Source organism: Buttiauxella sp. 3AFRM03 (genome assembly GCF_003675305.1).
GTDB classification, from domain to species: Bacteria; Pseudomonadota; Gammaproteobacteria; order Enterobacterales; family Enterobacteriaceae; genus Buttiauxella; species Buttiauxella ferragutiae.
In genome coordinates this window covers 1,034,867-1,059,127 of the sequence record NZ_CP033076.1, presented here as the reverse complement: position 1 = coordinate 1,059,127, position 24,261 = coordinate 1,034,867, and the positions used below count along the sequence as shown (strand labels likewise).

General features: G+C 49.0%; 23 protein-coding genes and 1 tRNA gene. 15 read left to right on the top strand and 9 right to left on the bottom strand.

Annotated features, from left to right (window positions below; genetic code table 11):
• Nucleotides 1-9: 9 nt before the first annotated feature.
• A complete protein-coding gene (gene iutA, locus D8682_RS06465) occupies nt 10-2,199 on the bottom strand; it encodes a ferric aerobactin receptor IutA (RefSeq protein WP_064547996.1) in 2,190 nt (729 codons plus the stop codon).
• A gap of 193 nt (nt 2,200-2,392) precedes the next feature.
• Here iutA and D8682_RS06460 point away from each other — a divergent pair, with 193 nt between their 5' ends.
• The gene (locus tag D8682_RS06460; RefSeq protein WP_121813854.1) at nt 2,393-3,286 is read left to right on the top strand and encodes a siderophore-interacting protein; all 894 of its coding nucleotides are present in this window, start codon (nt 2,393-2,395) and stop codon (nt 3,284-3,286) included.
• Between the two features lie 52 nt (nt 3,287-3,338).
• On the opposite strand, the gene D8682_RS06455 is transcribed toward D8682_RS06460, so the two are convergent.
• Nucleotides 3,339-3,971, bottom strand: a complete 633-nt coding sequence (locus D8682_RS06455) for a TetR/AcrR family transcriptional regulator (RefSeq protein WP_121813853.1) — start codon at nt 3,969-3,971, stop codon at nt 3,339-3,341.
• A gap of 249 nt (nt 3,972-4,220) precedes the next feature.
• On the opposite strand from D8682_RS06455, the gene bhsA reads away from it, so the two are divergent.
• Entirely contained in the window at nt 4,221-4,478 is a 258-nt protein-coding gene (gene bhsA, locus D8682_RS06450; RefSeq protein ID WP_064547777.1) for a multiple stress resistance protein BhsA, read from the top strand.
• A gap of 198 nt (nt 4,479-4,676) precedes the next feature.
• Nucleotides 4,677-5,828: an integrase core domain-containing protein gene (locus D8682_RS06445; protein ID WP_121813852.1), complete on the top strand. Its 1,152-nt coding sequence runs from the start codon at nt 4,677-4,679 to the stop codon at nt 5,826-5,828.
• 55 nt (nt 5,829-5,883) lie between these two features.
• On the opposite strand, the gene D8682_RS06440 is transcribed toward D8682_RS06445, so the two are convergent.
• Complete coding sequence (locus D8682_RS06440) at nt 5,884-6,798, bottom strand: LysR family transcriptional regulator (RefSeq protein WP_121813851.1); 915 nt, start codon at nt 6,796-6,798, stop codon at nt 5,884-5,886.
• A gap of 110 nt (nt 6,799-6,908) precedes the next feature.
• Here D8682_RS06440 and D8682_RS06435 point away from each other — a divergent pair, with 110 nt between their 5' ends.
• From D8682_RS06435 to D8682_RS06425, 3 genes are read left to right on the top strand one after another with little or no spacing between them, the layout of a single operon-like run.
• Entirely contained in the window at nt 6,909-7,916 is a 1,008-nt protein-coding gene (locus tag D8682_RS06435) for a zinc-binding alcohol dehydrogenase family protein (protein WP_064545431.1), read from the top strand.
• A gap of 27 nt (nt 7,917-7,943) precedes the next feature.
• Complete coding sequence (gene nfsB / locus D8682_RS06430; RefSeq protein WP_064545432.1) at nt 7,944-8,597, top strand: oxygen-insensitive NAD(P)H nitroreductase; 654 nt, start codon at nt 7,944-7,946, stop codon at nt 8,595-8,597.
• A gap of 2 nt (nt 8,598-8,599) precedes the next feature.
• Nucleotides 8,600-8,902 (top strand): putative quinol monooxygenase, encoded by a 303-nt coding sequence (locus D8682_RS06425; RefSeq protein ID WP_121813850.1) that lies wholly within the window; start codon nt 8,600-8,602, stop codon nt 8,900-8,902.
• A gap of 21 nt (nt 8,903-8,923) precedes the next feature.
• On the opposite strand, the gene D8682_RS06420 is transcribed toward D8682_RS06425, so the two are convergent.
• From D8682_RS06420 to ompC, 6 genes are all read right to left on the bottom strand, one after another.
• Nucleotides 8,924-9,616, bottom strand: coding sequence for an ABC transporter ATP-binding protein (locus D8682_RS06420; protein ID WP_064545436.1), 693 nt, complete (start codon nt 9,614-9,616; stop codon nt 8,924-8,926).
• A gap of 11 nt (nt 9,617-9,627) precedes the next feature.
• Entirely contained in the window at nt 9,628-11,316 is a 1,689-nt protein-coding gene (locus D8682_RS06415; RefSeq protein ID WP_121813849.1) for an iron ABC transporter permease, read from the bottom strand.
• Nucleotides 11,300-12,343, bottom strand: a complete 1,044-nt coding sequence (locus D8682_RS06410; protein ID WP_064545440.1) for an extracellular solute-binding protein — start codon at nt 12,341-12,343, stop codon at nt 11,300-11,302. Before D8682_RS06410 ends, D8682_RS06415 begins: the two co-directional genes overlap by 17 nt.
• Before the next feature lie 266 nt (nt 12,344-12,609).
• Nucleotides 12,610-12,685 (bottom strand) — tRNA-Asn (locus D8682_RS06405).
• Nucleotides 12,686-12,785: 100 nt separating this feature from the next.
• A complete protein-coding gene (gene mtfA / locus D8682_RS06400) occupies nt 12,786-13,583 on the bottom strand; it encodes a DgsA anti-repressor MtfA (protein WP_121813848.1) in 798 nt (265 codons plus the stop codon).
• Between the two features lie 309 nt (nt 13,584-13,892).
• Nucleotides 13,893-15,026, bottom strand: coding sequence for a porin OmpC (gene ompC, locus D8682_RS06395; RefSeq protein WP_121813847.1), 1,134 nt, complete (start codon nt 15,024-15,026; stop codon nt 13,893-13,895).
• A 579-nt stretch (nt 15,027-15,605) separates the two neighbouring features.
• Between ompC and drpB the strand changes: the two genes are divergently transcribed.
• The 9 genes from drpB to tssG all read left to right on the top strand — a co-directional run bounded on the left by drpB (nt 15,606) and on the right by tssG (nt 24,258).
• Nucleotides 15,606-15,842 (top strand): cell division protein DrpB, encoded by a 237-nt coding sequence (drpB, locus tag D8682_RS06390; protein ID WP_064545583.1) that lies wholly within the window; start codon nt 15,606-15,608, stop codon nt 15,840-15,842.
• 103 nt (nt 15,843-15,945) lie between these two features.
• The gene (locus tag D8682_RS06385) at nt 15,946-16,650 is read left to right on the top strand and encodes a phosphohydrolase (protein ID WP_121813846.1); all 705 of its coding nucleotides are present in this window, start codon (nt 15,946-15,948) and stop codon (nt 16,648-16,650) included.
• Between the two features lie 110 nt (nt 16,651-16,760).
• Entirely contained in the window at nt 16,761-18,176 is a 1,416-nt protein-coding gene (locus D8682_RS06380; RefSeq protein WP_121813845.1) for a DNA cytosine methyltransferase, read from the top strand.
• A gap of 382 nt (nt 18,177-18,558) precedes the next feature.
• Nucleotides 18,559-19,047: a type VI secretion system contractile sheath small subunit gene (gene tssB / locus D8682_RS06375; RefSeq protein ID WP_121813844.1), complete on the top strand. Its 489-nt coding sequence runs from the start codon at nt 18,559-18,561 to the stop codon at nt 19,045-19,047.
• On the top strand, nt 19,044-20,522 hold the full coding sequence (gene tssC / locus D8682_RS06370) for a type VI secretion system contractile sheath large subunit (RefSeq protein ID WP_121813843.1): 1,479 nt from the start codon (nt 19,044-19,046) through the stop codon (nt 20,520-20,522). The genes tssB and tssC overlap by 4 nt, the downstream gene beginning before the upstream one ends.
• 25 nt (nt 20,523-20,547) lie before the next feature.
• Nucleotides 20,548-21,042: a type VI secretion system tube protein Hcp gene (locus D8682_RS06365; RefSeq protein ID WP_064545455.1), complete on the top strand. Its 495-nt coding sequence runs from the start codon at nt 20,548-20,550 to the stop codon at nt 21,040-21,042.
• 46 nt (nt 21,043-21,088) lie between these two features.
• Nucleotides 21,089-21,505 carry a hypothetical protein gene (locus tag D8682_RS06360; protein ID WP_121813842.1) on the top strand — a complete coding sequence of 139 codons (417 nt, stop codon included), beginning with the start codon at nt 21,089-21,091 and terminating at the stop codon, nt 21,503-21,505.
• 12 nt (nt 21,506-21,517) lie between these two features.
• Nucleotides 21,518-23,320 carry a type VI secretion system baseplate subunit TssF gene (tssF, locus tag D8682_RS06355; RefSeq protein WP_121813841.1) on the top strand — a complete coding sequence of 601 codons (1,803 nt, stop codon included), beginning with the start codon at nt 21,518-21,520 and terminating at the stop codon, nt 23,318-23,320.
• Entirely contained in the window at nt 23,311-24,258 is a 948-nt protein-coding gene (tssG, locus tag D8682_RS06350) for a type VI secretion system baseplate subunit TssG (RefSeq protein WP_121813840.1), read from the top strand. Before tssF ends, tssG begins: the two co-directional genes overlap by 10 nt.
• Nucleotides 24,259-24,261: the final 3 nt, after the last annotated feature.

The window sequence follows — 24,261 nt, the reverse complement described above, 5'->3', positions numbered from 1 at the left end:
GAAACCACCTTAGAACAGCAGAGAGTAGTTCACACCGTAAGTGCGTCCACGGCCCTTGTATTCATACAGCGATGGGCTGCCGTAAGTTGGGCTATACAGCAGTGGTGCGCGCTGGCCCCATACGGTGGTGTAATCTTTATCCAGTAAGTTTTCGATGCTGAAGCTGAGTTTACCCACGGGTAACGCATAGCTACCAATAAAGTCGATAGTGTTGTAACCGTTGATTTTATTGTCGCTGGCATCAGTCAAATCAAACGTCTGCTGGCTTTGAACACGCAGGCTCCATGGATCTGGCGCCCAGCCAACGTAGGCGGTGGCTTTCGATGGGCTGGCGTAAATCACGTCCCATTTCTGCCATTTTCCGTCAACTTTGGTTTCGGATTTCAGCACGTTGAAGTTAATCCCGGTGCTCCAGGTTGAATCCGGAATGAAGTAATCCACCGCACCTTCAACACCGTAAATACGACGCTTATCATCCTGAACATTGATGGTCATATCTGCACGGTTGATGGCGATAGATTTATCGGACAACGAGTAATACGCCGCAATCTGGCTGCGCAGGCTATCACCGGTATAGCGCCAGCCTAACTCATAAGAATCGACCTTAATGCCCTGAAGTTTAGACTGCCCAACGTTAACGCTGTTCACGAGCTGGTAATGGCCATTAACCAGGCGGTAAGTCCCGTTGCCGTAATATTTGCCAGGGTCAGGCAATTCAACGCCTTGCGAGAAGTTGAACCACGCTTGTTGGCGCTCGGTAATGTGCATCAGTAAGCCAGCATTGAATAACGCGTTGTCGTAATCGGTGCTGCCACCAGGGATGGCATCGGCCGATTTTGCGATACCGTTCGCTATACCTTGCTGCTGAGTAAATCCAACAAAGTCATCAACTTTATTCTCGGTCCACTGGTAGCGCACACCGCCGCTTACGGTAAACAGGTCGTTGATGTCATAGCTGGTTTGCAAGAACGGCGCGAGGTTAGTAATGGTGTAGCCAGGGTAGCGACCGGTGGTGTAAATGCTTTGGTTATTCAGGCCACCTGAGGCGTTCGCTTTTGCTAAATCAAAGAACATTTGGTTCGAGGTAAAGCTCTCGTGATCGGCGTCCACACCATAGGTAATCTGCCAGCCGTCGAGCGGTTGGCTGGTCATTGCCAGTTTCGCACCGTACTGATCGGTATCTTGTTGCGAGGCGGAGAAACTGGTGACTGTGTTACGTGTCAGCGTCGGGAACGGATAGAACGTCAGGGACTCATCGCGATAATAAATCTGCCCCACCAATTCCTGCCCGAGGAAATCGCTGTTGGAATATTGCAGGCTAATGAGATGGCGCTCGGTGCCAGGAATACGGTCTGAATTAAGCTGGTCACTGACATACGCCTTGCCATTGCCGGTTACCGCCGAGAAATTATTCCCTAAATCCAGGCCGTAATCATCATCACCCTGGCTTTTGTAATACTGTGTCACCAGTTGCAGCTGTTGGGTTTCATCAATATTTAATGTGCCCGTACCCATGACATCCAGACGGTCAGAATACTGCAAACCGGTCTGTGTATTGTCGAGCAGGGTTTGGTCGCCGTTGCCGTCATACCAGCCACCAAATTTTTGATACGCCACCGATAAACGCCCTGATGCATGATCGTTACCGCCAGAAATCGCGCCTGCGACGCGCTCGTCGTGATCTTTGCTACTGTTGAAACCTGATTTAATCCCGCTTTCAAATTCCAGCTGGGTTTCAGGCTGGCCTTTCTTCGTCACGATATTAATCAAGCCGCCGGTACTGCCGCCGCCATACAGTGATGTCGCACCGGAGATCACTTCAATATGCTCGATGTTAAACGGGTCAATGGAATCTAGCTGGCGGCTATCGGTACGGGACGAGTTCATGCGCACGCCATCCACTAACACCACGATAGAGCGGCCACGCATATTCATGCCGTAGTTGGTGCGGCTTTGGCTGCTGACATCCAGACCGGGAATTAACTGTGCAAGTGCGTCTTTCAGCTCCTTTCCTCCCTGAATCTGCTGTTCAAGCTCAGCGCCTTCTATGACCCAGGTGGTCTGTGCCATTTCAGCCACAGTACGGTGTGTACGGTTGGCAGAAACCAGAATGTTTTCTTCGGAAGTTTGCTGCGCGACAGCCGGAGCCATCATCGCCAGAAGCAACGGGTTAAGCACCCAGCGCGCGTTTTTATGCATCATCATCATTCCTTAGATGGAAAATATTAACATTTATAAATGTTTTGAAATAAGAACGAGCTGGATTTTGCCGATAACGGTTCTCATTATCAATCTCAATTGATAGTATTTCTCAAATTAATCTCATGAATAATCACATGATTTCTGTGGTTTACTTTTTGTGGATGTAGCCGGAGACGGCAGAGGAGTCGAAATGGCAGGGGGGCAAGGCTATCGATTGTTTAATGTGCAGCTAGTGCATAAATCACAAGTTTCACCTTCGTTGTTGAGCCTGGTGTTTGGCGGTCCGGACATTGCAAACATGAAATGTGATGCACCCGATCAGCGCATCAAAATGCTTTTTCCGTCAGAGGACGGTTCAATCCCAACGTTGCCAGAGCAAGCACAGTGGTATCAGCTACTGCAAGAATTGCCCAAAGAGAAGCGGCCTATTGTGCGCACTTATACCTTGCGCCACGTCGATGCTGCGCGCCAGGAAGTGACGGTTGAATTCGTCAGCCATGGTACCGAAGGCCCGGCTTCTGCGTGGGCGATTGCCGCTGAAGCTGGCGACAAAATACAAATTGTCGCCCCGAATGCTGCTTATTCTGGTGACAGTGGTGGATATGAATGGACGCCGCCTGAGGGCCTGCGTCAGGCACTGATTATTGCCGATGAAACCGCATTGCCTGCGGCACGAGGCATTCTTGAACTGCTGGCGACGCAGCCAAATCCACCACAAATACAGGCATTTTTCGAGGTGCCAGAGCAGGGCGATTGTGTGGATTTAAGCGCATATAGCTTTGCCAGCATTCACTGGTTGCCGCGTAAAACCTCTAACGCGAGACACGGGGAGTGCTTGCTAAAAGCAGTCAGAACCGACGCACAACTGCCTAAAACGGCGGGCGTTGCTGAAACGGTCAATGAGGAAGCCGAAGGTGAATTACTGTGGGATAAAGCCACGACCGCCAGCAATACGTTTTATGGCTGGGTTGCGGCAGAGTCGACGGTGGTGAAAATGCTGCGGCGATATTTGATAGGAGAATGTGGCGTGAACCATGATGCTATCAACTTTATGGCTTACTGGAGTAAAGGGCGGCAACGGTAAAGCAGTGTTTTAGCTAAGGCGGATAAGTTTGCGTTATCCGCCTTAGCGCAGTTTAAACTTTCTTCAATTCTGGCAGCAGCCGCATCGTGGTATTCACTATCTGCAACAGCTCTTCATAACTGGCATTTTCACGCGCACTGACTGACATCCCCTGAACGATACAACACAGATACTTCGCCAGTTTTCGGACACAGCTTTCAGACGGAATCTCGCCTCTTGCCTGGCGTTTGCTCAGAAAACGTATCAGCGTTTCTTCCTGCATGGCATGGCGGGCTTTGATCACGGCTGAAATATCATCCGAAGAGGTCGCCAGCACTGATGAAGTACAGATGATAAAGCAGCCCGCAGGTGTGTCTTTGTCGGTGAAAAGCTTCGCAACATGAGACAGATAATCTTCCAGAGCCTCTTCGAGACTGCGTTCTTCGCAGAATAAACACGCTTCGTGTTTTTGCGCAAAACGGGCGATATAACGATCCAGCACGGCGCGAAATAACCCCTCTTTATTGGTGAATTCGGCGTACAGCGTCGGGGCTTTCGCGCCGGTAGCTTCCACTAAATGCGCCATAGAAGTGGCTTCGTAGCCGTGTTGCCAGAACAAAGCCATGGCCTTGTCGAGTGCTGCTTCCCTGTCAAACACCTTCGGACGGCCACGGCTTTTTTTGATGCAACTTATATCAGATGACATATGTGCCGTTTAACCTTTGTCTGTTTAATGAACGATCATTATAAAAATAATAACACTCAGTAGCTATAGGCATTTAGGATAAAAATAAATTAATCCTATCGTAATGAAAAATAGTATGTTTATAAAATAATTAACGAGCGTTATAAAAATAATTTGACGTGTGATGAAGATCACGTTTATGATTTACCTATCGATCGTTAAGTAAATAACTTAACGACCTTACAAATCATCTGCTCAAGGTAAAAAATCATGAAAAACGTTAAAACTCTCATCGCTGCTGTGGTTCTTAGTTCAATCTCTTTCGCAAGCTTTGCCGCTGTTGAAGTTCAGGCAACACCAAATGGCCAACAGAAAGTCGGTACCATCACGGCAACTGGGGGGACAAACCTGGGTTCTCTGGAAGATCAACTGGCAGAAAAAGCAGATCAAATGGGTGCAAGCTCATACCGTATTACTTCAGTCACCGGTCCAAACACTTTGCACGGTACCGCGGTTATTTATAAATAAGACGCTGCCCTCTGAGCATTAACTCCGAATCTAAAAAAAAGGCCCTGTTGGAAAACAGGGCCTCAGATTGCTGACAAAGGGTGATAAATGTGTTTTGTAGGGTGGGTAAGCGTTAGGGTACAAACCGGGCACATGGGTAACACTTTAGACCGGACACATGGGTAACAGTTATAAACGGTATAGCAGAGGAGACTCACTATGCCCTGGACTGAGACCCGACCCATGCAACGTCTTGATTTCATCCGTGCCAGCCAGACTGGCACGGAGCCTTTCTCCACTCTGTGCCGCCGCTTCGGCATCAGCCGCAAAACTGGCTATAAATGGCTGCAGCGCTTTAACCCTGATGACCCGGCCTCTCTTTTTGACCAGCCCCGTACCCGGCTCACACATCCTGAACGCCTGCCGCCTGAGATTATTCAGCAGCTTATCGATGTTCGCGTAAAACACCCCGACTGGGGACCTAAAAAAGTCCGCGCCTGGCTGATTAATCACCAGGTGCCGTTTGATGTGCCAGCCGCCAGCACTATCGGCGATACCCTGAAGCGTGAGGGGCTTGTCATCCCCCGCACTCATCGTCGCCGTACACCCGGAAACCGGCAGCCACTGACGACCATCAGCGAGGTCAATCAGGTCTGGAGTGCCGACTTCAAGGGCAAGTTCCGCCTGCTAAGCCAGCAGTACTGTCACCCCTTCACCCTGACCGATAACCACAGCCGGTATCTGCTGTCCTGCGAGGGAACGTTCCGGGAAAGCGAGTCCTTTGTCCGGGGCTGCCTGGAGCGGGCGTTCCTTGAATACGGCCTGCCGGAGGTACTGAAAACCGATAACGGTCAGCCTTTTGCCGGCACCGGTATCGCTGGGCTGAGTCGCCTCGCAGTCTGGCTGATTAAGCTCGGTATCCGGCCGGAACGCATCCGTAAGGGTCATCCTGAAGAGAACGGTCGCCATGAGCGCATGCACCGCTCCCTGAAACACAGCCTGAGCTTCGGTAACCGGAGGGCTTCGCTCGAAGCACAACAGGCCTGGTTCGACAGTTATCGCCGGGAGTTTAATCAGGAGCGGCCGCACGAAGCGCTGGGCGGCCTGACGCCGGGCGGTATCTGGGTACCGTCGCCGAGGCGATGGGACGGGAAAATACCGGAGGTGAGCTATCCGGAAGGGGCAAGAGTGTACCGAGTGGGTCCCAAAGGGGTGATACACATCGGGAAACGAGTGTTCCTGAATCAGGCGCTGAGAGGGGAATATGTGATGCTGGAAGAGCGTAGCGACGGGCTTGAAGCGATAATATTTAACCAGATGGACCTTGCTTACTACGACAGACGTAAGCAAAGTATCATCCGGATAGATTAGGCAGAATGTGTTACCTATGTGGCCGGTCATACACAGCGCTTATCCACCCGACGAGTTACACTTTTCGCGACGAAATCTGTAACTCGTCGCAACGCTGTTTCACCGCCTGATGTAACAACCGCACTGTGGTTGAAAGCTGTTTACGATGCGGGCAAATCAAATTCAGCGGCACACTATCGCCCTGATACTGCGGCAGAATAATCTTCAAACGGCCTGCGTTGACATCTTCGCTGACATCCAGCCATGATTTATAAGCAATCCCTTCCCCCGCAACCGCTAAACGGCGTATCACTTCGGCATCATCGCTGATCATCGCGCTTTTAACCGCCACATGATGCGCATCGCCATCCAGGTTTAATGTCCATTTGTCATAAACCCGCCCGCGAATCGCATAGGTCAGGGCTTCATGCTGCACCAGTTCGCTGATGGTTTTCGGCTCGCCACAACGTTCAAGATACGACGGAGATGCCACCACCACGCGATGGTTATCCGGTGCCAGTGGCAGCGCCACATATGAGGCATCGTCGTTATTGCCGTAACGAAACGCGACATCCACTGGATCTTTAAATACGTCAGTCAGTTGGTCGGAAAACAGAATTTTCAGATGCAGTGCCGGATGCTCACGGCGAAATGCCTGAAATACGCCCAGCAGCATATTACGCCCGAGATCGGACGGCACCGCAATTTGCAACACGCCGCGTACTTCATCGCTCGCAGGCTGGATTTGTTCAAATCCGGTTTCCAGGGTTTGCAGCGCGGTAATGGCATACGGCAGCCAGGTTTCGCCTTCGGGCGTTAACCGCAGGCTGCGAGTAGAACGGGCAAACAGGCGGATATTCAGCGTTTGTTCAAGGCGTTTAATCGCGGTGCTAACCTGTGCTGGCTGCAAGCCGGCTTCACGCGCGGTGTCGCTAAAACTGTTTAAGGCGGCGGCCCTGACAAACAAAGTGAGGTCTTCCAACCTGAGCATTTTAACTCTCCGAGTATAAGTGTTGTTTTCTAACGGCTGTTTTTCGCCAGCAGCACACCTTGTACCATGAGTTCATTCACACGATGAACCCTTTAATCTCTGGAGCACCCATGAAAGCAATCGCGATAACCCAAGCCGCACAGGATGGCAGCAATCTGGACTTTCTGAACGAGATAACTGTACCGACGCCGGTCGCGTCAGGCCATGATTTGCTGGTCGAGGTGAAAGCGATTTCGGTGAACCCGGTAGATACCAAAGTTCGCGCCGGTTTTAAAGCCGACCAGCCACGGGTATTGGGTTGGGATGCCGTCGGGGTAGTGGTGGCAACGGGCGAAGCGGTTAGCTTGTTTAAGCCTGGCGATGAAGTGTGGTACGCCGGTTCGTTGACGCGCCCTGGCAGCAATAGCGAATTCCAGTTGGTGGATGAGCGCATCGTGGCTCTGAAACCCAAAACGATTGATAACGCCTCTGCTGCTGCATTGCCTTTAACCGCGATCACTGCCTGGGAACTGTTGTTTGACCGCCTGGGTGTGAAAGAAAAGGGCAATGAAAACGATGTGCTGCTGATTGTCGGCGCGGCGGGTGGCGTGGGTTCTATCCTCACTCAGTTAGCGCGCAAGCTGACCAACATTACGGTTATCGGCACCGCCTCACGCCCGCAAAGCCAAAAATGGGTGACAGATTTAGGGGCGCATCATGTTATCGACCACAGCAAGCCGCTGGCGGAAGAGCTGACGCGGATTGGCGTGAAGCAGGTGACTCACGTTGCCAGCCTTAACCAAACCGAACAACACTACAGCCAACTGATTGAAGTGCTGGCACCGCAAGGAAAACTGGCGTTGATTGACGACCCGGAAACGCTGGATGCGCGTCCGTTGAAGGTGAAAAGCATTTCTCTGCACTGGGAATTTATGTTCACCCGTTCGATGTTTGAAACCCGCGACATGATTGAGCAACACCGCCTGTTAACTCGTGTGGCCGATTTAATTGACCAGCGCGTGCTGCAAACCACGCTGGGCGAACATTTCGGAACGATTAACGCGGCAAACTTACGTCGTGCCCATGAATTGATTGAAAGCAATCGAGCGGTCGGTAAAATCGTGCTTGAAGGCTTCTAATTACATAAAAATCATAGAGAAAACATCATGGATATCATTCAATCAGCAGCTTCACGTTACTCAACTAAAGCGTTTGATCCGAGCAAAAAAATCACCGCTGAAAACATCGAAAAAGTGAAGGATTTGCTGCGCCTCAGCCCGTCCAGCACCAACTCGCAGCCGTGGCATTTTATTCTGGCCAGCACACCTGAAGCCAAAGCGCGTATTGCCAAAGCAACGTCTGGTTTCTATGTGTTCAACGAGCGCAAAGTACTTGATGCTTCACATGTGGTGGTGTTCTGCGCGAAAACGGCGATTGATGAAACGCATCTTTCTAAACTGTTGGACCAGGAAAATGCCGATGGCCGTTTTGCCAGCCAGCAGGCGATGGAGGGGCAGCACAAAGGGCGTTCCTATTTTGTGAATATGCATCGCTTTGATTATAAAGATGCGCAGCACTGGATGGAAAAGCAGGTTTATCTCAACGTCGGTAACTTCTTGCTGGGTGTTTCCACGCTGAATATCGACGCGGTGCCAATCGAAGGTTTTGACGCGCGCATTCTGGACGAAGAATTTGGCCTGCGTGAAAAAGGTTTCACCAGCCTGGTTATCGTGCCGATTGGTTATCGCAGCGTGGAAGACTTCAACGCCGCATTGCCAAAATCGCGTCTCGAATTCAGCGAAATTTTAACGGAGTGCTAAACGTGGCTGATAATACGCTGTCGATTATTGCGGTGCTGAAAGCGAAAGCCGGGCAACGCGAGCAATTAAAATCTGCGTTGCAGGCGCTGATTTCACCGACTCGCAAGGAAGAAGGCTGCCTGGATTACGCCTTGTTCCAGCTTGAAGATACGCCAGATGTGTTTTACATGCGTGAATCCTGGAAAGGGCAGGAAGCGCTGGATGCACACATCGCGCTACCGCATTTCCAGGCGTTTGTGCAGCAGATGGATGAGTTGCTGGCTGAGCCTTTGCAGCTAGTGCGTTTGAATGCCGTAGAAGCGTAACTCCCGTGAGGGCGATTAGCGTTAAACGCTTTCGACCCTCACCGTTTTTTCTCCCGCCCGAAACTCACCTTGTTGCACATAACCGATATGGTCAGCCATCAGTTGCGCTTCGTGCTCGCTGTGCGTCACTAACAACGCTGTTTGCCCGGCCTCGCGTAAGATATCGCGTACCTCGCGCCCAAGCCGTTCACGTGTTTGTTTATCCAGACTGGAAAATGGTTCATCCAGCAACAGGATTTCAGGATTCGGCGCCAGCGCACGCGCTAAAGCGATGCGCTGTTGTTGCCCGCCAGAGAGTTCATGCGGATAACGGCTGGCATGGCTATGCAGTTCCACCATTTTGAGCAGTTGAGTCACGCGGGCTTGTTGCTCCTCGCGCGGCAGGCGGCGCAGGCCAAAGGCCACGTTTTGTTGGGCAGTCAGATGCGGGAATAACGCGTACTCCTGAAATACCATCCCGACCTTGCGTTTTTCTGGTGGCAGATGAACACCCGCTGCGGCAACACGCTGTTGCGATACATAAATCTCACCACTTTGCAGCCGTTCAAAACCTGCCACTGCACGCAATACCGTCGTTTTCCCGCAGCCAGATGCCCCCAACAAACATGCCAGCTCGCCTTTGCGTACTGACATCGAAAACCCTTTCAGCACCGGCTGCTGACTGTTGCCGTAAGCCACACGCACATCCTGAAGGCGTAACGCAATTTCTGACATAAATATTTCCTTTAACCTGTGCGAGTCATCTGGTGACGAACCAGCAAAATAACCGGTAGCGTGCCTGCGAGAACAATCATCAACGCAGCGATGGCGCCTTCTTCATAGGTTCCGCGCGCGGCTTCAGCGTAAAGCAGTGTCGCCAGCGTTTCGAAATTCACCGGGCGCAAAAGTAGGGTCGTCGGCAGCTCTTTCATGGCATCGGCGAAGACCAGTAACGCACTGCTGACTAGTGCCGGGCGCAGCAACGGGAGATGAATCCGCGCAAACGTCCCTGCACCATTTTCGCCAAGCAAACGGGAGGCTTGTTCCAGTGAGGGCGGAATGCGGCTCAGGCCGGAATCCAGCGCACCAATGGCAATGGCCTGAAAACGCATGGCGCAGCAGATAACCAGCAAGACCCCGGCAGACATCAGCGGCAAGCCACGCACCTCCAGCAAATCTGCCAGCCAGCGGTCTACGGCCATGGCGGGTGTGAGAAAACCAATTGCCAGAATCGTACCTGGCACCGCATAGCCTAATGACGCAAGGCGCATCACGCCACGGCGAAAACCTGGCAGCGCGTTGTCTGCGGCACTGTGGCGTGCACTCCACGCCACCAGCAAACTGACACAAACCACCACTAGTGTGGTTCCCGCCGCCAGTAACAAGGTATTTTGCAATGCCGAAAGCAACGCCGGTGAGAGTGGGTTTTCTTCGCCAAAACGTTTCATGCTCTCCCAGGCCAGAAATATCACGGGCGCGACAAAGCCCAGAATGACCGGCAGAGCGATAACGCTGGCAAGCAGCCAACCACACCAGCCGCGTATTGCTGTTGGTTGAATCTCACGCAGGCTACGGCTGCTGAACCCCTGCTTTTTACGGCCATAAAATTCCAGCGTCAGGATGCAGAAAATAAACATCAACATCATGCAGGCGATTTGCGCGGCGGCAGCCAAATCAGACCGTGAAATCCAGGTGGTGTAAACCGTGACGGTTAAGGTTTGTACGCCGAGAAATTCCGACGCCCCAATATCATTGAGCGTTTCCAGAAGCGCCAGGCTGATACCCACTGCCAGCGCCGGGCGAGCCATCGGCAACGCGACACGAAAGAAGGTCCCCGCAGCGCTGCAACCCAGTGTACGTGCCGCTTCCAGCAAATGTGCTGGCTGGCTGATAAACATAGCGCGGGTCGTCAGGTAAACGTAAGGATAGAGCACCAGACCCAGCAGAATAATCGCACCAGGCAATGAGCGTAAGTCGGGAAGCCGGAACTGGCGCGGGCTGTCGAAGCCCAGTAAGAAGCGGATGAAAGTTTGCAGCGGGCCGATAGGGTGCAGCAGATCGAGCCAGGCGAAGGCCACGATGTAGGTCGGCATAGCCAACGGAAGTAACAGCGCCCAACTGAGAATTTTACGCCCGGGGAAATCCCAGGCGGTCACCGCCCAGGCGCTGCCAACACCAATCACGCCGACTATCACGGCCACGCCTGCCAGCAGCAAAACGGTATTTTTTAGCACCGAAGGCAGGACAAATGTGACCAGATTATCCCAGTGCGAAAAATCAGCCTGCGTCGCCTGCCAGATAAGCGCAACGACAGGCATTAGCACGCCTAATGCGACACACAACGCAGCAAGATGGAGCGGTGTTAATAATGACTGCGGCCCGGAAACCAGGCCGCGCAACGTCGGAAGACGAAGTGATTTATTGATCGAATCCAACTTTATCTACCAACAGGCTCGCTTGTTTACGGTATTTAACAATTTCAGTTAACGGGACTTTATCGACGTCAATTTCACCGATAGTCGCACTAATTACCGGATCAAGCTGGACGCCTTTCAGTACCGGATATTCAAAGTTGGCTTGGGCGTAAAGCTGCTGGGCGGGTGCGGAGACCAGGTATTCCATCAATTTCACGGCTTCAGCTTTGTTCGGTGCAAAGCGGGCAACCGCAGCACCGCTGATGTTGACGTGGGTGCCGCCTTGTTCGAAGGTTGGTTTCACGACTTTAATCGCATCGCCCCATTTACGCGCATCGCTGCCTTCTTTGGCGTTTTTCATATGGCCAATGTAGTAGGAGTTCGCCAGGCCGATATCGCAAATGCCGCCGAGGATGTCACGGGCAACATCGCGGTCGCCACCGGTGGCTTTACGTGCCAGGTTCGCTTTCACGCCACGCAACCATTCTTCGGTTTTCGCTTCACCGTGGTGAGCAATCATCGCCGCGATCAGCGCGGTGTTATACGGATGTTGTCCGGAACGAATACACACTTTGCCTTTGTATTCCGGGCTGGAAAGTTGTTCGTAATGCCAGTTATCAATCGGCAGGGATTTGTCTGCATAGAGTACGCGTGCGCGCATTGATAGCGCGAACCACTGGTTATCTTCACCACGCAGGTTGGCTGGGATCGCGGTTTTGAGCATCGCAGAATCCACAGGCTGTGTCACACCTGCTTCAACTAAATCAATGAGATTACCTGCATCGACGGTCATCAGCAGGTCGGCAGGTGAATTTTTACCTTCCGCTTTGACGCGCTCAAGCATGCCGTCTTTGATATACACCGTGTTGACTTTCACGCCGCTGGATTGTGTCCAGCTATCCAGCAATGGCTGAATCAGACCCGGTTCGCGGGTGGTGTAGAGAGTCAGTGAGTCTTGTGCAAAAACCGGCAGGCTGACGGAGAAAACCAGTGCGGATGCAAGCGTGATACGGCGCAGTCCAGTGCGAGGCAGAACAAACTCATTCATCGTTGTGTATCCCTGAGTGATTTGAACTAATGGGGTTCAGTGCGCAGAGGCATCCCTGCGGGCTGGCGCAAGATAAATGATAATCACTATTGTTTGCAATCGCGAGCGAGGGTGGAATATCGACATTTACACAACTTTAACTGGAAGGGTTAGATGTGTCACACAGGCAGATGTGGCAGGGCTTACAGGAGAGGGGGGCGATTCTCAAAGTAATAAGTCACAAAAGCAAAAAGCCTGCTTAGTTTCCTAAGCAGGCTTCTTAAATTTGGCTCCTCTGACTGGACTCGAACCAGTGACATACGGATTAACAGTCCGCCGTTCTACCGACTGAACTACAGAGGAATCGTTTGAACGAGGCAAATAGTAACGTCACGTTCAAAAAGAGTCAATAACAAAAATAACACCTTGATTCAGATGATTAAATTAAGCTCAACTTGTTGAATTAATGCACCGTGTTTCCGTGAGATGTCGGGCTGTTTTCACTCTCACGCAAGCGTAACAATGGATTTTGGCAATAAAACTGGCAAAACCGTTGATAAAGTGAGGGGAAACGAGGAGCGAAAAGCTCGGGTGCACTGAAGAAATACTCTGAAAGCACCGCAAAACATTCTGCCGGTTCCGAAGCGGCATAGGCATCAATGCTGGCGGCGTTTTCACCGACCATGTCGATTTCATCCTGAATGTTGCTCATTGCCGCATGGAGGTCATGTTCCCAGCCTGCGACATCGCGCAGGGCAATCAGTGGAATTCCACTGGCACGGTCGCCGTTGCGCATATCCAGTTTATGGGCCACTTCATGGACCACCAGATTAAAACCAGAGGCATCAAAAGAGTCCTGCACATCGAGCCAGTTAAGGACAATAGGGCCTTGCTGCCAACTTTGCCCGGACTGTACGACGCGCTGATGATGCACAAGGCCAATATCATCTTGCCACTCGTCGTCTACAACAAACGGGGCAGGGTAGATAAGCACCTCATGAAAACCATCAAGCCATTCAATGCCCAGCTCCAGAATGGGCAAACAGAACAGTAATGCAATACGCGCACTTTTTAGCTCATCAAGTTCAAAACCTTGCAAAGGTACCAGGCGTTTTTGCTGTAAAAAACGATCCGCAAGACGGGTCAACTTTTCTTGCTCAGCTGGCGTGAGTGTCGCCAGAACAGGAATAGATAAAGCCTGCTCCCACGGCAGTGCTGCGACAGCAGATGAATCACTTGCTTTCCAGGGCCACTTAATCATGTTACTCGCTCGCAAAGTCATCTCTTGAACGGAAAACTACTATACCGTGACTGTAATACCAGACCAGCGATCTGAACAGCGCTGGCGAGAAGACGAGTATGTGTATTCTCTGTGACATTATTCAAACATTTACCCGTTCACCATTCAACGACGAGTGTCACAGCTTGTGCGGTGAGGTAGAAATTATTTCATATATCAATAATTTCAGTAGAAGTGTAGCTAATTGAAATGAGTGCGAGGCGGGGGAATTAAAAGAGCAAGGCCCGCTTGCGCGAGCCTTGAGGTAAAGCAATAACGGGTTAGATCAGATTAGAACTGGTAAACCATGCCTACACCCACAACGTCATCGGTAGAGATGCCTGTTGCAGCGTAGAAATCGTCATCGCCATCCAGCAGGTTGATTTTGTAATCAACGTAGGTGGAGAAGTTTTTGTTGAAGTAGTAGTTCGCGCCAACAGAAACGTATTTAACCAGGTCTTTGTCGTTCCAGTCGCTGTTTGGTGCGTAGTCTTGTGCCAGGTCTTTACCTTTAGATTGCAGGTAAGATATTTCTGGACGCAGACCGAAGTCGAACTGATATTGTGCAGTGACTTCAAAGTTTTGAGTTTTGTTGGCGATAAACCCATCAACATCACCAAACGGCGTCATGTTGCGGGTTTCCGAATACATGGTGGCCAGATAGATATTGTTGGCGTCGTATTTCAGGCCAACAGTCCAGACATCTGCATCTTCACCGCCAGCAGTTGAGCCGGTTTGCTGTTCGTTGGTACGGTCAGATGAGGCGTATGCTGCACCTGCGCTGAAGCCCATGCCGAAATCATATGTGGTGGACAAGCCCCAGCCATCACCATTTTGTGAATTGATGTCATTGTGACCGTTGTTAGTGCCTTCCTGATCAAAGGCTCCGTTAGATCCTTCATTCGCGCCCTGATATTGCAGAGCAAAGTTCAGGCCTTCAACCTGACCGAAGAAATCGGTGTTGCGGTAAGTCGCCATGCCATTGCCACGGCCAGTCATGAAGTTATCGCTATAGGTGTAAGAGTCGCCACCGAACACTGGCAGCATATCGGTCCAGGCTTCAATGTCGTAAACTACGCCGTAGTTACGGCCATAATCGAATGAACCGTAGTCACCAAATTTCAGGCCAGCGAAGCCCAGACGAGTCCATGATTGGCTATCGCCTTCAGTGCTGTCTGCCTGAATGTTATATTCCCACTGACCATAACCTGTCAGTTCGGAAGTAATCTGAGTTTCACCTTTAAAGCCCAGGCGAATATAAGTGTCATCGCCATCCTGACCTGAATCATCAGAGAACACATGACGAGCATCAACTTTGCCGTACAGGTCCAGTTTATTACCGTCTTTATTATAAACTTCCGCAGCGTGCGCAGAACCCATTGCCAATAAAGCAGGGATCACTAATGCCAATGCTGTTCTTTTCATTTATATATTCCTTTAAGTCATAATTATTATGAATGATTACTTATATTTCGTCCTCAACATCCACAGCAATCTTATTACACTTAGTTCAGTTTATTTATAAATAAACATGTAACTGTATTGGTTGAAATTTGACTAAATATTTCAGTGTATTCTTAAGTTATATTATTGAAAAATAAGTAAATTATTAATTTTTAGGATATTTCCAATGCATTGTGAGTATGTGTTTGCTATTTTTTATATCAAAACACAATGCATTTTTATCGATGAGTCTTTGTGAGTGATAGAATTGGCATTTAGAAAATAAGTTTTTTTATTTTTGTATTTAATTATCACTAAATTTTATATTAAGGGTGTATAAAATAAATAACGTGGGAATGGTTGATAAATACACAAATGTAATTTTATTGTTAAAATTATGAGGGGTGGCCTGATATATTGCCAATTTGAGAATCTTCCGGATTAAATAGAGAGGTTTTAGGCTGTCATAAAACGGCATAAATGTGATAAAAATCACATGCAGCGGATGGGTATCCATCGCATTACACAAACTAAACAGTTGAGAGAGTTATGTCAGACGTTATGGACGCGAAACCCGCCCGCACACCAGGTGGGAAATTGGCATTATGGTTGTTTTATGGATTTTGCCTGTACATGGTTTGGGCAGTTCTGCGTTACTTCTGGGTGGTGAGCAATGTCACCAGCGGGGACATGGGTTCGATGGCTGGAAAACTGCTCGGGGCATTAATGGGGTTGCTGGTTCTGGGAGCGGTAGCCGCATTATTAGGTGGGCTCGCCTGGTACACGCGGGCCAGGTGAATAAATCGTGCCAAAGTGGGTTGTTGTCACGGTGATACTTGCTAATTTTGTGATCTTGTACTCATATTAAGTACCGGATCCCGCTGTGAAGTAAGGAGCACGTATGCCAATAGCCCACTGGCAAGAGCGTTTCGAAGAGTACTTGCACCATAACTGGTTGCAGGACGATAAAGCCCACGATGTGGCCCACTTCAGACGCGTATGGAAAACCGCGCAACAGATCATGGAAACAACCGAAGCCGACTGGCTGGTGGTACTCACCGCCTGTTATTTCCATGACATCGTCAATTTGCCAAAGAACCATCCCGAACGGCATCTCGCTTCTACACAGGCGGCACAAGAAACATTACGTATTCTTGACGCTCATTTTCCCGATTTCCCTCGCACGTTATACGATGCGATTGCTCATGCGGTGCGTGCTCACAGTTTCAGTGCTCAAATTGCGCCGCAAACTCTTGAAGCGAAAATTGTGCAGGATGCAGATCGCCTGGAATCACTTGGTGCAATTGGCCTGGCGAGAGTGTTTTATATTTCAGGTTCGCTGGGGCGACCATTGTTTGATAGCGAAGATCCGTTAGCGTGTGGGCGTGAGTTGGATGACTCCACATATGCACTTGACCATTTCCAGAAAAAACTGCTGAAGCTCCCTGAATCCATGCAAACTGAGGCAGGGCGTAAACTGGCCTGGCTCAATGCTGATTTTTTGGTTAACTACATGGCCAAGCTGTGTGCAGAACTGAAGGGCGATTATTGCGGTATCGATCGTGGTGTTGTCGAGCAATTCGCCTCCCCCAAACAGTCCTCATAAATTTCGTTCTAAAACTAAAATGATGCCCGCATTGGTTGCGGGCTGTTCTGTTTTTCTCTGGGTCAAATCAGTGATAGAGTTGCACTCTATTTTCCCTAAACTGGTTCATGATGAACGACTTCGACGCCATTGCCGAGCAACTCTCACAACAATCCCAACGCCTGCAACAACAGCAACTAGAAGAAGACTTTGCGCTAGTGAGCCGAATTCTGGAAATCTATGACCAGAAAACAGTGGCCCATCATTTGCGCCAGGTCAGCGGCGACTGGACACGTGAATCGCTAAACCGCTGGTATAACCGTAAATCTTCGCCTCGCACGCTGACACCAGCAGAAAGCGCCATGCTGCAAAATATGTTGCCGCAGTTACCTGCACACCACGGGAAATACGCCTTTAAATTCGTCGATTTATTTGCCGGTATTGGCGGCATTCGTAGCGGGTTTGAAGCCATTGGCGGGCAATGCGTTTTTACCAGCGAGTGGAATAAATACGCGGTGCGCACTTATAAAGCCAATTGGTACTGTTGCCCTGAAAATCATCAGTTCAATCAGGATATCCGCGATGTTACTCTCAGCCACCGTGTTGACGTCAGCGATGAACAGGCCACTGCACATATTCAGGCTATCATGCCGGATCACGACGTACTGTTGGCCGGTTTTCCATGCCAGCCCTTTTCCCTGGCAGGCGTGTCGAAGAAAAATGCTTTAGGCCGTGCTCATGGCTTTGCCTGTGAAACTCAGGGCACACTGTTTTTCGATGTCGCACGCATTATTGACGCGAAACGCCCAGCTATCTTTGTGCTGGAAAACGTGAAAAATCTAAAAAGTCACGATAAAGGCAACACCTTCCGCGTCATCATGGAAACACTGGATAGCCTGGGTTATGAAGTCTCTGATGCCGCAATCATGGGGGCGGGTGACCCTAAAATTATCGATGGTAAAAACTTTCTTCCTCAACATCGCGAACGTATTGTGCTGGTCGGTTTCCGTCGTGATCTCAATGTGCATAAAGATTTTACACTGCGCAAACTCAGCGAATGTTATCCGCAACGCCGCCCGACGTTTGGTGAATTGCTGGAACCGACGGTGGATGCGAAATATATTCTCACGCCAACACTCTGGAAGTACCTCTATAATTACGCGAAAAAACACCAGGCGAAGGGTAATGGTTTTGGCTACGGTCTGGTTGATCCTAATAACCCAGTGAGCGTGGCACGTACGTTATCCGCGCGTTATTACAAAGACGGGGCAGAAATCCTCGTGGATCGTGGTTGGGATAAATCGCTGGGAGAGGCAGATTTTGATAATGCGGAAAATCAGCAATGTCGCCCACGCCGTTTAACACCGCGTGAATGCGCGCGCTTAATGGGTTTTGAGGCAGTGCAGGGGAGTAAGTTCCGTATTCCAGTATCTGATACTCAGGCCTATCGGCAGTTTGGTAATTCAGTGGTGGTGCCTGCTTTTGCGGCGGTCGCTAAACTGCTTGAGCCAGTCATAAAGCTTGCCGTTACTGGTCAGGATAAATAATCAGCCGTTGTCGGGTGGATTAGCGTCAGCGATACCCACATCTATGTTGAGAAATCTATAAACCCGTATTCTGTTGGTGCGCCAGTACTAAGGCGCACCAACAACTTGAATCAGGAGATATTAATCAATGACATTAATTATTTGTCATGAATGAATGCTGGCTTAATAAATAGTTAAGCTGTTTTTAATTTCTGTTCAAGGATTGCCTGCTTAGTAAATATAAGTGCAGGAGTGTTGATGGTAAGGGGGCATTTGGTGATGTATGAAATGAAGGTGATTTTTATAAACAGTTAATAACTCATTAAGTAGATGTGTTGTGTTTATCTCGCTTAGTATGTGGATTACTAGTTGCTGCACTAATATCAAACGGTAAATTAACCACATGAGTAACACTCAACATAAATTAAGTAAGTCTCGCCCCCCACGCGTGCAAATAACCTATGATGTGGAAGTAGGTGGTGCACAAATCCAAAAAGAATTGCCTCTAGTCATCGGTGTTGTCGGTAGTTTTGCCAGTGACGAAGCACCGTTACGTGAACGCCGCTTCACTCATATCGATAAAGATAATTTTAATGATGTTATGGAAGGGATGAACCCCTCTGTTGACATGTTAATTGAAAGTGCTTTACCTCAAAAAGAAGGTCAACTGGCGGTTTCGCTTAAATTTAATTCTATTGATGATTTTTCTCCTGAAAATATCGCAATGCAGGTAGAGCCGTTACGTAAGCTTTTGGAAATGCGTGAGCAATTAAGTGACTTGCGCAACCGTACTGCCAGTAATGATCGCCTGAAAGAGCAATTGCTTGAATTAATACAGCAGCAAAATACGGCTTCTGGTGCAGTAACTTCTGACGAAGGAGAGGCAGAATGAGTGATATTCAAGTCATCAATGCCGCAGAAGTTGCACAAACAAGCGATTTCCTCGATCAAATTATTGATAATACTCAGGCGATTCGCCGTGAGTCAGATCGTAATAAAGTTAAGGTTCAGATGGACAACTTATTGTCAGAAGTTGCCTCTGGTGCTGTTGTTATTTCCAGCGATTTAGTCGGCAGCATTGAAATGCGTATTGCCGCAATAGATGCACTGCTTTCCGCGCAGGTCAGTAATATTATTCAGGCTCCAGAATTCCAGAAAATGGAGTCTTCCTGGCGTGGTCTACACAAACTGGTACAAAGTAGCGTGACTGAAAACACCAAAGTGCGTGTTTTCAACTGTACTAAAAAAGAGCTGTTACGTGATTTCAAATCAGCTTCAGATTTTGATCAGTCGTCATTATTTAAAAGTATCTACGAAAGCGAATATGGCACCTTCGGTGGTGAACCGTATTCTGCATTTGTCGGTGATTTTGAATTTGAGGCAATGCCAGAAGATATTCTGTTACTGGAGCAGATTTCTCATGTTGCAGCCGCTGCACATGCACCTTTCCTGACGGCCGCTAACCCGGGAATGTTCTCAATGGGCAGTTTCTCCGAGATGCCTCGTCCACGCGATCTCGGCAAATTGTTTGATACCTCAGATTATGCTCGCTGGAAGTCCTTCCGCCAGAGCGATGATTCCCGCTATGTTGGATTGACACTTCCGCGTGTTATCGGTCGTTTGCCTTATGGGGCGAAAACAGTTCCGGTAGAGATGTTTAATTTCGAAGAAAAAGTTATCGAAAATAATGATGGCTCCAGCTATTTGTGGATCAATGCCGCTTATGAGTTAGCCGGTCGTATGGTGGAAGCCTTTGAAGAACATGGCTGGTGCGCAGCAATTCGTGGTGTAGAAGGCGGTGGGCTGGTGAAATCCCTGGCAACACATAGCTTTGTTTCACAAACCGGTGAAAAAGTGATGCAGTGCCCAACAGAAGTGGCTATTTCCGATCGCCGTGAGAAAGAACTCGCCGACCTTGGCTTTATTCCATTAGTTCATTGTAAGGGTACCGATTACGCCGCATTCTTTGCGGTGCAATCAGTCAATAAACCCCGTAAATATGATTCTGAATTGGCTAATGCCAATGCCAAACTTTCAAGTCAGCTGCAATATATTATGACGACATCGCGTTTTGCACATTATATGAAATCTATTGTGCGCGATAAAGTGGGTAGCTTTATGTCCAAATCCGAATGCCAGGATTTCCTGCAAACATGGATTAACCAATATGTTGTCGGTTCCGATAATGTTGGTGCTCATATTAAAGCCAGCCATCCATTGCGTGAGGCAACAGTAGAGGTCGTTGATGTTCCTGGTAGCCCAGGAAGTTACCGCGCGGTGGTTTATCTTAAACCCCATTTTCAGCTGGAAGGACTCAGTATGTCACTGCGTCTGGTAGCAGAACTCCCTGCATCTACAGGTGCATAATCATTAGTTAAAAGGAAATATATCAATGGCAAGTGCTGATAATCTATTCATGCAAATTGACGGTGTTAAAGGTTGTGTGAGTGATAAAAAATATGACGGTTGGATTTCAATCGGTCATGTTAATAATGGTGTTTATAGTACAGCTAAAATTAGCAATGGTTCAGGTCAGTTGAATAGCGATGGCGTTAATTTTGATTCTGTTTCTTTCTCTAAAGAGCTAGATGCAACTTCAACTGATTTGGTTAATATGGTTGCCCAGGGCACCAATATTAAAAAAATCATTGTTGCGATGAACGTTAAAACTGACGACAAAGATAATGAAATGGTTCGCTGGACCTATGAAAACTGCATTCTGACCAGTCATAGTATCGGTGCGCAGAGTGCAGGGGATATTCCACAAGAAACTCTGAGCTTCGTATTTAGCAGCTTTAAATTTGAAACTCAGATGGTCGATCCTGGTGGTAAAACCAAGAAATATGGTCCAGTGGGTTGGAATATCACTGAAAATACCAAGCTGTAATAAATTAAACAGTGTGCAAAGCACACTGTTTTACTGAGATGAAAATATGAACTCTTTACTACAGCGCCTGGCGGATGATAATCCGAATGATCAATATGACGATGCGGAGGGTGAAGACAAAAGCGATGTATTAGTTTCTGAAATACTGCTTCTTTTGTCTTCACGCCCTCTGAATTACCATGTTGAGAACATTCGATTAATTAATGAGTCAATCATTAATTATGGGGTCAGTGATGTGTTCACCAGCGATACCTCACGCCTTGAGAAAATATCTATTATGCAGGCGCGAATTACACTCGCATTACAACGATTTGAACCAAGGCTTAAAAGTATTAATGTTTATCCTGGTGAAACGCAGAAACATATCAACTCCTTTGTTATTGAAGCAGAAGGTTTTTTAGGTAATGTCCGTTATCACCTCATGTGGGACGACGTGTTGAATCAGTTTTTCCTTCGGGATTAAAGAGCATTAATCATGTTAGCTAATAAACTCATTTCATATTATCAAAAAGAACTTGGCTACCTTAAAATCCAGGGAAAAGCTTTTGCTCGTCATTTCCCTAAAGTTGCTCGCCGTTTAGGTATTTCTGAAGGAATGTCGGAAGATCCGCACATCGAAAGATTAATCGAATCTTTCGCGCTGGTGACTGCGCAAATCCAGCAGCGTCTTGATGAAGATATGCCTGAAGTGACCCACGCGTTGCTTAATGTGTTGGCTCCGCAATTGCTGAGGCCGTTTCCCTCAGTGTGTATCGTACAAATGTCTCCTGACGTCAAAGTCAGTGCGCTGACTTCTGGCAACTTAATCGAGGCCAAAACGTATTTATTCTCTCGTCATGGTGAGAATCAAAGTTGTCGTTTTCGCACCGTTTATCCAGTGATGATTCAACCGGTTAGTTTGACAAAAGCTCATCTGAATCTCGATGAGGTAACGTTATGCTGGAACCTCAATATAAAACTGACAACCTGGCCAGGTGCGACATTAAGCGCGAATTCTCTGCGTGTCCATCTGAGTGGCGCTAACAATATCGTTAACATTCTCTACACGCTGTTATGCAGTGAAGTGCTGTCGATTCATTTGCAGCAGGATGAACAGCGCTATGAGCTTTCTGCCCAGCATATTTGTGGTATCGGTTTTGGTGAGAATCAAAATCTGCTCGCGGGTGACTCGAGAATTTCACCGACACATAGCCTGTTGCAGGATTATTTCTTCTTTCCTCAGAAATTTCATTTTATTGATATTCCGTTACCTGACGGTTTTGTCGCGGGCAGCAAAAGTGAATTTACCCTGAAAATAGCCTTCAACCGCTGCACGATTGCCAATCAGCTGGAAAAAATGGCGGCCATGGTCAACGAGAATTTATTTTTGTTGAACTGTACGCCAGCGATTAATTTGTTTGAGCATCGCGCTGAACCCATCACGCCAGACCATGAAATTGCGGAGTATCTGGTGATCCCTGATATTCGCCATCAGAACGCCATGGAAATCTGGTCAGTGGATAGCGTTTCGGCGATGCGTAAACAAGGTAATGAAACGCTTTCCCGCCCCATTTATCCATTATTTGGTTTAGACCATTCTGCACAAGATGGTGAACCCGGACTTTTTTGGCAATGCATGCACCGCGAAACTGACAGCTGCGAGGGAAGTGTCCCGGCGTTGTTTATCGCATTTTCCGACCGCAGTGAGCAGCCTTTGACGCCAGGAAGTGACGTCGTCAGCCTGAATCTCACCTGCACGAATCGTGAACTTCCTTCGACGATGCGTAACGGCGATCCAGACGGCGATTTTGAGTCGGAATTGCCGATTGCCGGGATGAAAATCACCGCATTAACGCGCCCGACTATTCCGGTCAGGCCGCCGTTAAAACAGGCTGCACGCTGGCGTTTAATCTCGCAACTTTCGCTCAATCATATGCTGATCGGCGGGCCGGAAGGGGTACGCGTGCTCAAAGAGACGCTGGCGTTATATAACTTTGTTGATAATCCAGGGATCGCCCGTCTGATCAATCTGCTGTTGCGCGTTGAGTCTGCCCCTGTCGTCGCAAGGTTAGTCCCGCAGGATCCGCAATCCCTTTCACGCGGTATTGAGATACGCATTACGTTTGCCAGCGAAGCCAGCACCGAAGCGGAATACTTCCTGTTTTGCCGCTTTATCGATTGTTTTTTGGCGTTGTATGCACCGGTTAACAGCTTTACGCGTGTGGTCACGGCCATTGAATCCAAAGAGGAGTCTCAGCGTGTCTGGCCGATTCGTGCGGGTCGCTTGTCATGGCTCTGAATATCTGTTTTAGCCCGCATAATTTTTTCCAGCAGGTGCGCATCATGCTGCGCCATCTGACGAAAAAACAGGGGCTTGAAAGCAAGCAAGCACTGGAAAATAACCTGCGTTTTATTTCCCCACTTTCGCTTGATACACCGTCAGGCGAAATCGGCGAGATTAAACAATTAGCTAAAAATCAGTGGCAGGTGGAGGTCGCGGCTTTTGGGTTAACCGGGGCGCTCGGCGCATTGCCGACGGTTTACACCGAATGGTTGATTGAACGACATTACCGCTATGGCGATAAAACCGCTAAAGCGTTTCTCGATATTTTTAACCACCGCCTGCACACCCTGCGTTACCTCGCCTGGCAAAAGTACCACTACTACGCGATGGCCGAATTCTCGGCGACGCTGCCTTTAAGCGACGCGGTTCAGGCGCTGGCGGGAGTGATGCAAAGCCCATCTTCTTTTCAGCAACTACGCTATGCCGATTTGTTCGCCCATTCGGTTCGCTCGATGCTCAATTTAGAAACGTGGCTAAAACATAGCTTCTCCGTGCCGGCAAAAATTACCCCGTTTACCGCGGAATGGCGATCGATGGAACCGGCGTTGTGCTGCTGCCTTGGGCAACCGTCGCAAACGTTGGGTTCAGCACCGATGCTGGGGCGTGTCTACTGGGATCGGCAATCGCATTTTACCGTCTCTCTTGGGCCTGTGCCGTTGCGGGATGTCGGTCTGTTCCTGTCAAAAGGCAGACATTACAAAAATCTGTGGACTCATATTCGCGACTATGTAGGCGCAGGGCTGGATTTTGATATCGACATCCTCATCCAAAATACCTCAAACGGCATGACTGAACTGGGGACGGGGCAAATTGGCCTGGATATTTGTCTTGGGCGCGCCTCTGAAGCGGGCCAGCACACCATTCGATTACCCGTCTATCGGGAAGGAAAATAAGAC